11 protein-coding genes are annotated in these 12,295 nt (G+C 77.2%); 8 read left to right on the forward strand and 3 right to left on the reverse strand.

Features of this window, described 5'->3' with window-relative positions; all coding sequences use genetic code 11:
- Nucleotides 1–21 precede the first annotated feature (21 nt).
- Nucleotides 22–1,137 carry a DUF3866 family protein gene (locus CHC04_RS10325; protein ID WP_245817100.1) on the reverse strand — a complete coding sequence of 372 codons (1,116 nt, stop codon included), beginning with the start codon at nt 1,135–1,137 and terminating at the stop codon, nt 22–24.
- A 115-nt stretch (nt 1,138–1,252) separates the two neighbouring features.
- Between CHC04_RS10325 and CHC04_RS10330 the strand changes: the two genes are divergently transcribed.
- The 5 genes from CHC04_RS10330 to tatC all read left to right on the forward strand — a co-directional run bounded on the left by CHC04_RS10330 (nt 1,253) and on the right by tatC (nt 4,868).
- Nucleotides 1,253–2,242: a helix-turn-helix transcriptional regulator gene (locus CHC04_RS10330; protein WP_089403803.1), complete on the forward strand. Its 990-nt coding sequence runs from the start codon at nt 1,253–1,255 to the stop codon at nt 2,240–2,242.
- Nucleotides 2,239–3,219, forward strand: a complete 981-nt coding sequence (locus CHC04_RS10335) for a helix-turn-helix transcriptional regulator (protein WP_176449932.1) — start codon at nt 2,239–2,241, stop codon at nt 3,217–3,219. Before CHC04_RS10330 ends, CHC04_RS10335 begins: the two co-directional genes overlap by 4 nt.
- Before the next feature lie 16 nt (nt 3,220–3,235).
- The gene (locus CHC04_RS10340) at nt 3,236–3,442 is read left to right on the forward strand and encodes a hypothetical protein (RefSeq protein WP_245817124.1); all 207 of its coding nucleotides are present in this window, start codon (nt 3,236–3,238) and stop codon (nt 3,440–3,442) included.
- Between the two features lie 84 nt (nt 3,443–3,526).
- Entirely contained in the window at nt 3,527–3,904 is a 378-nt protein-coding gene (gene tatA / locus CHC04_RS10345; RefSeq protein ID WP_089403805.1) for a Sec-independent protein translocase subunit TatA, read from the forward strand.
- Nucleotides 3,905–3,923: 19 nt separating this feature from the next.
- Nucleotides 3,924–4,868 (forward strand): twin-arginine translocase subunit TatC, encoded by a 945-nt coding sequence (tatC, locus tag CHC04_RS10350; protein WP_245817101.1) that lies wholly within the window; start codon nt 3,924–3,926, stop codon nt 4,866–4,868.
- An 85-nt stretch (nt 4,869–4,953) separates the two neighbouring features.
- On the opposite strand, the gene CHC04_RS25265 is transcribed toward tatC, so the two are convergent.
- Nucleotides 4,954–6,453, reverse strand: a complete 1,500-nt coding sequence (locus tag CHC04_RS25265) for an FAD-dependent oxidoreductase (protein WP_089403807.1) — start codon at nt 6,451–6,453, stop codon at nt 4,954–4,956.
- Between the two features lie 203 nt (nt 6,454–6,656).
- Between CHC04_RS25265 and CHC04_RS10360 the strand changes: the two genes are divergently transcribed.
- From CHC04_RS10360 to CHC04_RS10370, 3 genes are all read left to right on the forward strand, one after another.
- Nucleotides 6,657–7,625 (forward strand): diacylglycerol kinase family protein, encoded by a 969-nt coding sequence (locus CHC04_RS10360; protein WP_089403808.1) that lies wholly within the window; start codon nt 6,657–6,659, stop codon nt 7,623–7,625.
- A 100-nt stretch (nt 7,626–7,725) separates the two neighbouring features.
- The gene (locus tag CHC04_RS10365; RefSeq protein ID WP_089404042.1) at nt 7,726–10,578 is read left to right on the forward strand and encodes a DEAD/DEAH box helicase; all 2,853 of its coding nucleotides are present in this window, start codon (nt 7,726–7,728) and stop codon (nt 10,576–10,578) included.
- A 127-nt stretch (nt 10,579–10,705) separates the two neighbouring features.
- On the forward strand, nt 10,706–11,335 hold the full coding sequence (locus CHC04_RS10370) for a DUF4333 domain-containing protein (RefSeq protein ID WP_089403809.1): 630 nt from the start codon (nt 10,706–10,708) through the stop codon (nt 11,333–11,335).
- A 26-nt stretch (nt 11,336–11,361) separates the two neighbouring features.
- Here CHC04_RS10370 and CHC04_RS10375 read toward each other — a convergent pair whose 3' ends face one another.
- Nucleotides 11,362–12,279, reverse strand: a complete 918-nt coding sequence (locus tag CHC04_RS10375; protein ID WP_089404043.1) for a 5'-3' exonuclease — start codon at nt 12,277–12,279, stop codon at nt 11,362–11,364.
- Between the last annotated feature and the right edge of the window lie 16 nt (nt 12,280–12,295).

Consider the following 12,295-nt stretch of genomic DNA (forward strand, 5'->3'; position numbering starts at 1 on the left):
ACTTCCGCGGAAGTGCACGGGTCAGTCGGGCAGCGGCACCCGCAGGGCGGCGTAGCGGCCGGCCGCGGCGGCGGCGAGGAAGTAGGCGCGCTCCTCCGGCCAGCCGCGGCCCATGGTCGACAGCGTCACCGGCGACAGCTGCAGCGCCTCGTCGAGCCCGTCGACGTCGACCCACACCACCCGGTTGCGCTCGGGCTGCCCGGCCAGGTCCTCCTCGACCTGCTGCCCGAGCTCCGAGCCCAGCCCGCGCGGGGCCACCAGCGTCACCCCGGCCAGCGCCACCCGGCCGAAGGCGGTCAGCGAGTGGTGCGACACCCCGCGGTGGCGCGGGCGCGGGTCGGCGTCGGAGATCCGCAGCGCCCCGATCGGCTCCCCGCCGAGCACGCTGACGGCGTTGCACGCCTCGCCCGCGGCCACCCCGGAGAAGCCCCACGGGGTGCCGGTGCCCAGGTTGCCCGGCCCCTGGGTGACGACGGCGACGTCGGCGCCGAGCACGTGCCGGGCGGCGAGCAGGCCGGTGTGCAGGGTGACCGCCTCGAGGTCCCCGCCGAAGGCCTGCCCGACGGTGACCACCCCGGTCAGCGACGGCGCGAGGGTGTGCAGCGTGCGGGAGAACCCGGCGACCAGCGCCCCGCCGTCGGTCATGACGTAGGCGACCTTGAGGTCGGGGTCGGTGGCGAACACCCCGATCAGCGCGGCCGGCAGCGCCGAGTGCAGGTCGGCGACGACGACCGGCATGCCGCCGAGGTCCTCGGCCTCGGCGATCGCGGCGTGGTGCTCGGTGTCCTGCTCGTCGACGCCCTGCACGCTGACCTGCATCGGCGTGTACCGCGCCTTGACCAGGTGCCCGGGGCCGGAGGGGTCCGGCGGCAGCCGGTCGGGGACGGCGACGACGAGCGCGTACCCGCCGGTGCCCAGGCGCTGCGCCCAGGCGGTGGTGTTGAGCAGCACCTCGTCGCCGACCTCGGGGACGCCGACCAGCGACGGGTGCGCCAGCGACCGCACCGCGCCGTCCCCCGGCACCTCGACGGTGAGTTCCACCGCGTCGCGCCAGCTGCGCCCGGTCGCCGTCACCCGCCCGCGCCGCCAGCGGATGCGCTGCCCGTTGCCCTGCACGCTCGTCCCGTCGTCCCCCACGGGGCCGAGAGTAGGGACCTCGCTCCCGTCCCCGCCCCCCGTGCCCCCCTGCAGGGGCCCGCTGCGAGCGCCCGAGCAGGCGGGGGCAGGGGGTCCTCTGTCTAGGCTGGGGCCCGTGTCGGCGAAGCGGGCGGAGCGGCTGGTCAACCTGGTCATCGCCCTGCTCGGCACCCGCCAGTACGTGACCGCGGCCCGCATCCGCGCCACCGTCCCCGGCTACGAGCCCGACGACGGCACCGCGCGCGCCGACGAGGCGTTCAAGCGCATGTTCGAGCGGGACAAGGCCGAGCTGCGCGAGATGGGCGTGCCGCTGGAGACCGGCCGCACCAGCGTCTTCGACACCGAGGACGGCTACCGCATCGCGCGCGCCGACTACGAGCTGCCCGAGATCACCCTCACCGGCGAGGAGGCCGCCGCCGTCGGGCTGGCGCTGCGGCTGTGGGAGTCCGCGCAGCTGGCCGGCGCGGCGCACAGCGCGCTGCTGAAGCTGCGGGCCGCCGGTCTCGACGTCGACCCCGGCCGGGCGCTGCCCATCCAGCCGCGGCTGGACTCCGACGAGCCGGCGTTCGAGCCCGCCTACGCCGCCGCCCGCGACCGCCGGGTGCTGCAGTTCGACTACCGCCGTCCCGACGAGGACACCCCCGCCCGGCGCCGGGTGCAGCCGTGGGGCGTGGTCGCCTGGCACGGCCGCTGGTACCTGGTGGGCCGCGACCTCGACCGGCAGGCGCCGCGGGTGTTCCGGCTGTCCCGGGTGGTCGGCACGCCGAGGGCGGTCGGCCCGGAGAACGCGTTCGAGCCGCCGGCCGACCTCGACCTCGCCGCGGTGGTCGCCGGGCAGGCCGGCCGCTCCGGCGGGGGAGAGGAGCACGTGGTGGTGGTGCGCGCCCGCCCGGGCACCGCGGTCGGGCTGCGCCGCGGGGCACAGCCGCTGGGCGCCGGGGAGGACGGCGAGGACCGGCTGCAGCTGCGCACCACCGAGCCGTGGCGGCTGGCCGACCAGCTGGCCGCCTACGGCCCCGACGTCGTCGTCGAGGCGCCGGCGGAGGTGCGCGCGGCGGTGGTCGAGCGGCTCACCCGGCTGGCGGCGATGGGGGAGCGCGCGTGAGCACCCCGGCGACCACCGAGCGGATGACCCGGCTGCTGTCGCTGGTGCCCTACCTGACCGCGCGGCCGGAGGGCGTGCCGCTGGCGGAGGTGGCCCGTGACTTCGGCGTCCCCGAGCGGCAGCTGCGGCGCGACCTGGAGCTGCTGTGGATGTGCGGCCTGCCCGGCTACGGGCCCGGTGACCTCATCGACCTGTCCTTCGAGGGCGACCGGGTGCGGGTCACCTTCACCGCCGGCATGGTCCGCCCGCTGCGGCTGACCACCGACGAGGCCGTCGCCCTGCTGGTCGCGCTGCGCACGCTGCTGGACCTGCCGGGCCTGGCCGAGCAGGACGCGGTCAGCCGGGCGCTGGCCAAGGTGTCGGCCGCCGCCGGGCACGCCGCCGAGCGGGTGACCCCGGTGGCGCTGAGCGTCGACGCGCGCGAGCAGGCCCTGGCGGTGGTGCGGGAGGGCCTCGAGCGCGGCCGGGCGCTGCACCTGCACTACTACGTGCCCACCCGCGACGAGCGCACCGAGCGCACCGTCGACCCGATGCGGCTGCACCTGGTCGACGGGCGCTGGTACCTGGAGGCGTGGTCGCGGGAGGTGGCCGGGGTGCGGCTGTTCCGCCTCGACCGCATCGACGACGTCGAGGTGCTCGACGAGCCGGCCGCCCCGCCGCCGCAGGCCGCTCCACGCGACATCGCCTCCGGGGTCTACCAGCCGCCGCCGGACGCCCCGGTGGTGCGGCTGCGGCTGGCCCGCACCGCCCGGTGGGTCGCCGAGTACTACCCGGTCGAGGACGTCCGCGAGGTCGACGACCCGCCCGGCGGCCTGGCCGTGGCGCTGCGCACCGCCGACCTCGCCTGGGCGCGGCGGCTGGTGTCCTCCCTCGGCGGGGCCGCCGCCGTCGACGAGCCGGCCGAGCTGGCCGCGGCCGTGGCCGCCGACGCCCGCGCCGCGCTGGCCCGCTACGGGCCGGGCGACGCCGGGGCCTAGGGTCGGCGCCGTGCTGATGTGGGTCGTCTGGATCGCCGTCGTCGTGCTGTCGCTGGTCGTGCTGGGCGCGATCGCCTTCGGCGTGCTCGGGGCCGGCCGCCGGCTGGCCCGCGAGCTGGCGGCCGCCGAGCAGGACGTGCGGCCCGTGCTGGAGCAGGCGCAGGCCACCGCCGCGCGGGCGGCGCAGCTGCAGGCCGGTGACCGGGGCGCCGACACGCGCTGACCCGGCGGCGACGACCGCCGCACGCCCCGGGAAGGGAGACCGCCGGGCGTAGCATCGCCCTCGTCCACTCGACCTGGAGGACGCATGAACCTCGGCCCGCTGGAGATCGGCCTGATCATCCTGGCCGTCCTGCTGCTGTTCGGCTACAAGAAGCTGCCCGACGCCTCCCGCTCGCTGGGCCGCTCGCTGCGCATCTTCAAGGGCGAGATGAAGGGCATGAAGGACGACGACGCCCGCCCCGCCGCGGCGCCCCTGTCGTCGTTCCCGTCGTCGCCGGCCGTGTCGTCGCCGGCCGTGTCGTCGCCGGCCGTGTCGTCGCCGGCCGTGTCGTCGCCGGTCCCGCTCGACGCCGCCGACCGCGACCGGCGGGCGCAGCTGGAGGCCGAGGCGGCCGCCGCGGAGGCACGCGCGGCCGAGCTGCGGGCGCGCGCCGCCCAGCCCGGCGCCGCCGACGCCCGCTGACCGCCCCCGGGGCAGCGGCGTGAGCGGTCCCTCCCTGCGGCGTCGCCGGCGGCGGCCGCGGGACCCCGAGGCGACGATGACGCTCGTCGCCCACCTCACCGAGCTGCGCAACCGCGTCGCCAAGGCGCTGCTGGCGCTGGCGCTGGGCACCGTCGCCGGGTTCCTCTGGTACGACCACGGGCTGCTGACCTTCCTCAGCGAGCCCTACTGCTCGCTGCCGGCCGACCTGCGCTTCCAGGGCGACGAGAACTGCCGGCTGGTGGTCCTCGACGTCTTCGGCGGCGTGCTGCTGCGGCTGAAGATCGGCCTGATCGCCGGGGCGGTGCTGTCGAGCCCGTTCTGGCTGTGGCAGCTGTGGGCGTTCATCACCCCGGGCCTCAAGCGCAACGAGAAGCGCTACGCGGTCACGTTCGTCGCCGTCTCCACGCTGCTGTTCAGCCTGGGGGCGGTGCTGGCCTACGTCACCCTCTACAAGGGGCTGGAGCTGCTGCTGCAGCTCGCCGGTGACGAGGTCGCCTTCCAGCTGACCGCCCCGGACTACCTGGGCTTCGTCATCAGCCTGCTGGTCGCCTTCGGGCTGAGCTTCGAGCTGCCGCTGATCGCCGTCGCGCTCAACCTGGTCGGGGTGCTGTCGCACGCGGCGCTGGCGCGCAGCCGGCGGTGGATCTTCTTCCTGACCATCGTCTTCGCCGCGTTCGTCACGCCCACCCAGGACCCGTTCACCATGCTGGCCATGGCGCTGCCGATGGTGCTGCTGTTCGAGCTGGCCATCCAGATCGCCCGCGTCGTGGACAAGCGGCGGGCCCGGCGCGACGCGATCGAGCACTTCCACGGCCTGTCCGACGACGAGGCCTCCCCGCTGGACGCGACACCCACCCCGCTGGACGCGGCGCCCACCCCGCCGGACCGGCTGCTGGCCGGCGACGCCGCGCCGGCCGACGGCCCGGGTGCCCGCTCCCGCTGAGCACCCCGCACGCACGGGCACCCGGCACCCGCCGCAGACGTCCGAGGGCCCGCCGCTGCCGCGGCGGGCCCTCGGACGTCCTGGGTCAGCGGGGGAGGGCGGCGTCCGGCGACCAGGCCGCCAGCGCCTCCACCAGCCGCCGCCGCGGCGGGCCGACCGGCGCTCCCGGCGGCGGCCCGGCAGGGCGCTCGTCGGGCGCCTGCCGGGGCGGACCCGGGCGGAGCGGCCCGGCGTCGCCGGCGGTGACCGCGCTGTCGCGGGGGCGCCCGGCCTGCGGCGGTGGGCGCCCGGGCAGCCAACCCTGGGCGAGCATCTCCGCGACCCGGGGGCGCACCGCGTCCAGCGCCGCCGGCGGGTCGACCAGGTGGAAGTGCCGCAGGACCGCGCGGGCGACCACCGGGTCGGCGCCGGCGGCGGCGAGGACGAGGAAGTGGGGAACGGGCGCGGCGCGGTCCGGCCCGGCGCCGGCCGGCGGCCCCGTCATCGGCGGGCGGCCGTCGCGCACGTTGCGCCAGGCCTGGGCGCGGGCGACGTCGGTCATGCGGGCGTCGTCGAACCACGCGCGCAGCTCGCCGTCGACCCAGGCGTCGACCTGCGCCCGCCACGCGCGGGCGTCGTCGGGGGCGGCGGCCACCGCGGCGGCCAGCCGCAGCGCGTGCGTGATGGCCAGCGCCGAGCCGCGGCCGAAGTGGGGGTTGGTGGTGCAGACGGCGTCGGCGAGGGGGTGCAGCCCCAGCGGCGCGGCGTCGTCGAGGGTGCGGAAGGTGCTGCGCAGGCCGCTCATGACCATGACCGGGGAGACGGGCTCGGCCCGCTCGGGGTCGGTCCACTCGGCGGCCAGGGGCACCACCTGCGTGGCCGCCTTGAAGGCGGCCTGCTCGCGCAGCGGGTCCAGCTCGGGGTCGTCGGGCAGGCGGGTGAAGCAGACGGTGAAGGTGCCGGCGTCGTGGGGGAAGACCAGCAGCGTGTAGCCGTCGCCCTCGGCCACCGAGATCACGTTGCGGTTGACGGTGCCGAACGCGGCGCCGGGCCGCAGCCGGTAGCGGCGGGAGACGTACACCTCGTCGGCGGGGACGTCGACCTCCTCGCGCAGCCACGGGCGGGAGAGCCGCCCGCGTCGGCCGGTGGCGTCGACGACGAGGTCGGCGCGCAGCAGCGTGCCGTCGGCGAGCCGCACGCCGGACACCCGGTCCCCGTCGACGGCGACCTCGCTGACGGCGGCCTCGACCCGCGCCACCCCCGGCTCGGTCTCCACCGCCGCGCGCAGCACCCACTCCAGCGTGCTGCGGCGGCACCACAGGGCGGTGAGGTCGTCGGGGAGGGCCACCGGGCGGGCGCCGCGGGCCAGCAGCGCCTCGAGGACGTCGGGCAGCGCCGCGGCCAGCTCCGAGTACAGCCGGGCCAGCAGCGCGTGCGGCTGGTGGAACTGGGCGACGCCACGGCGCTGCCAGTCCTCCACGCCGGCGACGTCCCCCGGGCGCGGCGCGGGGTCGCGGTCGACGAGCTGGACCCGGTGCCCCTGCCGGGCGAGGGCGAGGGCGGTGGTGAGTCCGGAGACGCCGGCACCGGCGATGACGACCTGCATGACTCCTCCTGGATGGGCTCACCCGGATCCGGCGGGGAGGTCGGTCGGTGAGGTCGGGATCGGTTGCGGGCTGGGACGAACGCGGCGTCATCATGCACCGGCACCGGCCGGTGTCACAGCCGCTCCGGCCCGGTCGGTTGCATTGACGCACGAACGTGTCACACGGCGCCCGACGGCAGGTCGGAGAGGGAGTGGGGAGCGGTATGGAGGTCGCGGTCCTCGTCAGCCCGGCCGCCGGGCGGGGCCGGGCGCGGGTGGTCTCGGCCGCCGTCCTGGACGCCCTGCGCCGCGGCGGTCTGGTGCCGCGGGTGCTCCCCGCCGCTGGCCGGGAGGGGGCGGAGCGGGCGGCGGCCGACGCCGTCGCCGCGGGCGCCGGCGCGGTGGTGGCCGTGGGCGGGGACGGCGCCGTGCACGCCGCGCTGCAGGCGGTGGCCGGGACGGGCACGCCCCTGGCGGTCGTCCCGGCCGGCACGGGCAACGACCTCGCCCTCGCCCTGGGCGTCCCGCCCGGGCCGGTGGCCGCCGCGACCGCGGCCGCCGCCGACCTGCGCGCCGGGGCGCTGCGCACGGTGGACGCCGGGCGGGCCGGCGGGCGCTGGTGGGCCACGGTGCTGTGCTGCGGGTTCGACTCCGCGGTCACCGACCGGGCGAACAGGCTGCGCTGGCCGCGGGGCCCGCGCCGCTACGACGTCGCGATCCTCGCCGAGCTGGCCCGGCTGCGGCCGCGGGAGGTCACCCTGACCCTCGACGGGCGGGCGCGGACGGTGCCGGTGACGCTGGTCGCCGTCGGCAACACCGCCTGGTACGGCGGGGGGATGCGGGTCTGCCCGGCCGCCGACCCCGCCGACGGGCTGCTCGACGTCACCGTGGTCGGCCCGGTGTCGCGCCGGGAGCTGGTGCGCACCCGCCCGCGGCTGACCGCGGGCACCCACGTCGAGCACCCGGCGGTCAGCGTGCACCGCGCCGCCCGGGTGGAGCTGGCCGGGACCGGGCTGACCGGCTACGCCGACGGGGAGCCGGTGGCCGCGCTGCCGCTGGCGGCCGAGGTGGTGCCCGGCGCGCTGACGGTGGCCGGCAGCGGCCGGGGGGGCGACGCCACGACAGGTGACCTGATCGTGGCGAGTCCCCCCGGCACGGTGGGCGCTGCGGGAGGACGCGCTGCGGTGAGGTAGGCCGCCGGCGCGCCCGGACGCCGTCCGACCGTTATCCCCAACTCGAGCGCACGATCGACCGGTCCGGCGCCTGTACGGGGGAGCGCCTAACGTGGAGAGCATGTCCAGCCCCGCCGAGCGGTACGCGGCTGCCCGGCGGCGCAGCGCGCACCCGACCCTCGCCGACTTCACCGCCGAGCTCGGGTTCTCCCTCGACCCGTTCCAGGTGGAGGCCTGCGAGGCGCTCGACCAGGGCGCCGGCGTGCTGGTCTGCGCGCCGACCGGGGCGGGCAAGACCGTCGTCGGCGAGTTCGCGGTGCACAAGGCGCTGGCCGAGGGGCGCAAGGCGTTCTACACGACGCCGATCAAGGCGCTGTCCAACCAGAAGTACAACGACCTCGTCGACCGCTACGGCGAGGAACGGGTCGGGCTGCTCACCGGGGACAACGCGATCAACGGCAACGCGCCGGTGGTCGTGATGACCACCGAGGTGCTGCGCAACATGCTCTACGCGGAGTCCCCGGCCATCGACGGCCTCGGCTACGTGGTCATGGACGAGGTGCACTACCTCGCCGACCGCTTCCGCGGCGCGGTGTGGGAGGAGGTGATCATCCACCTCCCGCAGTCGGTGACCCTGGTGTCGCTGTCGGCCACGGTGAGCAACGCCGAGGAGTTCGCCGACTGGCTGGTCACCGTGCGCGGCCACACGAGGGTGGTCGTCAGCGAGGTGCGGCCCATCCCGCTGTGGCAGCACATGCTCGTCGGCACCCGGGTGTTCGACCTGTTCAGCCTGCGCCCGGCCGCGCACGCCGCCGAGCAGGGCCAGGACCCGCGGCAGCAGTCCACCCGCGACCGCGGCGCCAGCGTCGTCGACCCCGAGCTGGTGCGCTACGTCCGCGAGCACGAGCGCCGGCTGGACACCTGGGGCGGCGGCAACGGGGGCTCCCGCCGTGACCGCGACCGCGACTGGCACCGGCCGCGCCACCGCCCGCCGGCCCGCCCGGAGGTCGTCGAGCGGCTCGACCGCGCCGGGCTGCTGCCGGCGATCACCTTCATCTTCAGCCGCAACGGCTGCGACGCCGCCGTCGCCCAGTGCCTGCAGTCCGGGCTGCGGCTCACCGACGAGGCCGAGCGGGCCGAGATCGCCCGCATCGTCGACGAGCGCACCGACGGCCTGCCCGACGAGGACCTGCACGTGCTCGGCTTCTGGGAGTGGCGCGAGGGGCTGCTGGCCGGGATCGCCGCCCACCACGCCGGGCTGGTGCCGGCGTTCAAGGAGACGGTCGAGGAGTGCTTCGTCCGCGGCCTGGTCAAGGCCGTGTTCGCCACCGAGACCCTCGCCCTCGGCATCAACATGCCCGCCCGCACGGTGGTGCTCGAGCGGCTGGTGAAGTGGAACGGCGAGGCGCACGTCGACGTCACCCCGGGGGAGTACACCCAGCTCACCGGGCGGGCCGGGCGGCGCGGCATCGACGTCGAGGGGCACGCCGTCGTGGTGTGGGCGCCGGGCATGGACCCCTCGGTCGTCGCCGGGCTGGCCAGCACCCGCACCTATCCGCTGCGCTCGAGCTTCCGGCCCAGCTACAACATGGCGGTCAACCTGGTCGGCTCCTTCGGCCGGGCCCGGGCGCGGGAGCTGCTGGCCTCCTCCTTCGCCCAGTTCCAGGCCGACCGGTCGGTGGTGGGGCTGGCCCGGCAAGCCGCCCGCTCTGAGCGCGACGCCGAGCGGTTCGCCGCGGAGATGGCCACCGAGGGCGGTGACGTGCTCGCCTACGCCCGGCTGCGCCGCGAGATCGCCGACCGGGAGAGGGAGCTGTCCCGGGACTCGGCGGCCAAGCGGCGCATGGAGGCAGCCGACGCACTGGCCGCGCTGCGTCCCGGCGACGTCATCCGGGTGCCCTCCGGGCGCCGGCAGGGCCTGGCCGTCGTGCTCGACCCGGGCATCACCGACCTGGCCGACCCCCGGCCGCTGGTGCTCACCGAGGACAAGTGGGCCGGCCGGCTGGGCAGCGTGGACTTCCCGACGCCGGTGAGCGCGCTGGCCCGGGTGCGGGTGCCGAAGAACTTCAACCACCGCAGCCCGCACGCCCGCCGCGACCTGGCCGCCACGCTGCGCACCGCGCGCGTGGAGAACGACCTCGGCGCCCGGCGGGTCAAGCACCGCTCGGCCGCCGCCGACGACCCGGTGCTGCACGACCTGCGCCGCGCGGTGCGCAGCCACCCGGTGCACGCGCTGCCCGACCGGGAGGAGCGGGTCCGCTTCGCCGAGCGGTACCTGCGCGCGGTCGCCGACGCCGAGGCCACCCACCGCAAGATGGCCGAGCGCACCGGGTCGCTGACCCGGCAGTTCGACCGCACCTGCGACGTCCTCGAGGAGCTGGGCTACCTGGTGCCCGAGGCCGCGCCGCTGGTGCCGGCCGACACCGAGGAGCCCACACCCGTCGACGACGTCCCCCGGGTCACCGAGGAGGGCCGCCGGCTGGCCCGGATCTGGTCGGAGGGCGACCTGCTCGTCGCCGAGTGCCTGCGCGCCGGGGCGTGGCGCGGGCTGGGCCCGGCCGAGCTCGCCGCCGCCGTCTCCACGCTGGTGTTCGAGGCGCGGCGGGAGACCCCCGGGCAGCCGGCCGTGCCGGCCGGGCGGGTCGCCGGCGCGATCGGTGAGATGCGCCGGATCCGCTCCCGGCTGCAGGACGTCGAGCTCGACCGGGGCCTGCCGGCCACCCGCGACCTCGACCTCGGCTTCGCCTGGGCCGCCTACCGCTGGACCGACGGGCAGACCCTCGACCGGGTGCTCGCCGGCGCCGAGCAGGCCGGCACCGAGCTCTCCGGCGGCGACTTCGTGCGGTGGGCGCGCCAGCTCGTCGACGTCCTCGACCAGCTGGCCAAGGTGGCCGACGAGTCGGTGGCCGGGGTGGCGCGGGCGGCGGTGGGCCGCATCCGCCGCGGCGTGGTCGCGGTCGCCGTCAGCGGCTGACCCCACCGCGGACCGCCGCGGCGCGGAGCGGCCGGACGCGCCGCCGGGTGGTGCACAATCCCCCCGCTCCGGTGACGCAGTGTCATCGGAGGGCCCGTCCGGGTCGACGGAACGAGCAGGAGCGACGATGACCAACCCCCCGCAGGGTGGCCAGCCGGGGCAGTACGGGCAGCCGGGGCAGTACGGCGGGCAGCAGCCCGGCCAGCCGGGCGGCTACCCGCAGCCCGGGCAGTACGGCCAGCCGGGTGGGCAGTACGGCCGGCCCGGCCAGTACGGCGAGCAGCCGGGCCAGTACGCGCCGCCGGGGCAGTACGCGCCGCCCGGCCAGTACGGGCAGCAGCCCGGCCAGTACGCGCAGCCGGGCCAGTACGGGCAGCAGCCGGGGCAGTACGGCCAGCCGGGGCAGTACGGCCAGCCGGGCGGCTACGGGCAGCCCGGCCAGCAGCCGAAGAAGTCGCGGACCGGGTTGATCGTCGGCCTGGTCGCCCTCGCCGTCGTCGCCATCGCCGCGGCGATCCTGCTGCCGCTGCTGCTCGGCCGTGACGTGCTCGACAGCGGCCGCGCCGAGCGCGACATCGCCGAGCAGTTCAGCGAGACCTTCGGCGTCGGCATCGAGGTCTCCTGCGACCAGGAGATGGTGGTGGAGACCGGCGCCACCTACGAGTGCTCGGGCACCACCGAGGACGGCGAGGACGTCACCATCCGGGTCGCGATCACCGACGCGGACTCCGCCGCCTACACCTGGGACGTCGCCTGAGGGGAGCCGCTCGGGCCGGCGCCGGCTCAGTCCAGGACGTCGGCCGGCCAGCCCAGGGCGGCGCCCAGCCGGCCCAGTGAGGACCCGATGCCGTGCCGCTCGGCCAGGGCGGCCAGCGCCGCGGCGTCGGCCGGCCGGCGCGGCAGCGTGCCCTCCACCGCCGGCAGGTCGATCCCGCGGGCGACGGCGACCACCACCGGCGCGGCGTCGAGGTACTCCGCCCCGGCGTGCAGCCGCTTGAGGACGGCGGCGGTCAGCGGGGGGCGGGGGACGGCGGTGCGCGCGGCCGCCGCCCGGATCCCGGCCAGGTCGCCGAACTCGCTGACCAGCGCCGCCGCCGTCTTCGCGCCGATCCCGGCCACCCCGGGCAGCCCGTCGCTGGGGTCGCCCCGCAGCACCGCGAAGTCGGCGTAGGCCCGCCCCGGGATGCCGTACCTCGCGGTGACCGCGGCCTCGTCGACCACCTCGATGTCGGTGATGCCGCGGGCGGTGTAGAGCACCCGGACCCCGCGGGCGTCGTCGACGAGCTGGAAGAGGTCGCGGTCGCCGGTGACCACGTCGACCGGCCCGCGGGCGCGGGTGGCCAGCGTGCCGATGACGTCGTCGGCCTCGTAGCCGGGCGCCCCGACCCGGGCGATGCCGGCGGCGGCCAGGACCTCGACCAGCACCGGCACCTGGGGGCCGAGCTCGTCGGGGGTCTCCTCCCCGCCGTCGGGGGAGAGCCGGTGCGCCTTGTACGACGGCAGCGCCGCCACCCGGAACGCCGGGCGCCAGTCGTCGTCCCAGCAGGCCACCAGCCGGTCGGGGCCGTGCGCGGTGAGCAGCCGGGCGGTCATGTCCAGGAACCCGCGGACGGCGTTGACCGGCCGCCCGTCGGGAGAGGTCACGCTGGTCGGCACGCCGTAGAAGGCCCGGAAGTAGAGGCTCGCGGCGTCGAGCAGCATGGTCGTCACGGGCGGG

Source organism: Geodermatophilus saharensis, from assembly GCF_900188205.1.
GTDB classification, from domain to species: Bacteria; Actinomycetota; Actinomycetes; order Mycobacteriales; family Geodermatophilaceae; genus Geodermatophilus; species Geodermatophilus saharensis.

Bases quoted from the DNA above. Each gene is read 5' to 3' on its own strand.
- CHC04_RS25265 (WP_089403807.1), bottom strand. From the start codon at position 6,453: ATGCAGGTCGTCATCGCCGGTGCCGGCGTCTCCGGACTCACCACCGCC.
- tatA (WP_089403805.1), top strand. From the start codon at position 3,527: ATGAACCTCGGCCCGCTGGAGATCGGCCTGATCATCCTGGCCGTCCTG.
- CHC04_RS10365 (WP_089404042.1), top strand. From the start codon at position 7,726: ATGTCCAGCCCCGCCGAGCGGTACGCGGCTGCCCGGCGGCGCAGCGCG.
- CHC04_RS10360 (WP_089403808.1), top strand. From the start codon at position 6,657: ATGGAGGTCGCGGTCCTCGTCAGCCCGGCCGCCGGGCGGGGCCGGGCG.
- CHC04_RS10375 (WP_089404043.1), bottom strand. From the start codon at position 12,279: ATGCTGCTCGACGCCGCGAGCCTCTACTTCCGGGCCTTCTACGGCGTG.
- CHC04_RS10340 (WP_245817124.1), top strand. From the start codon at position 3,236: ATGTGGGTCGTCTGGATCGCCGTCGTCGTGCTGTCGCTGGTCGTGCTG.
- CHC04_RS10370 (WP_089403809.1), top strand. From the start codon at position 10,706: ATGACCAACCCCCCGCAGGGTGGCCAGCCGGGGCAGTACGGGCAGCCG.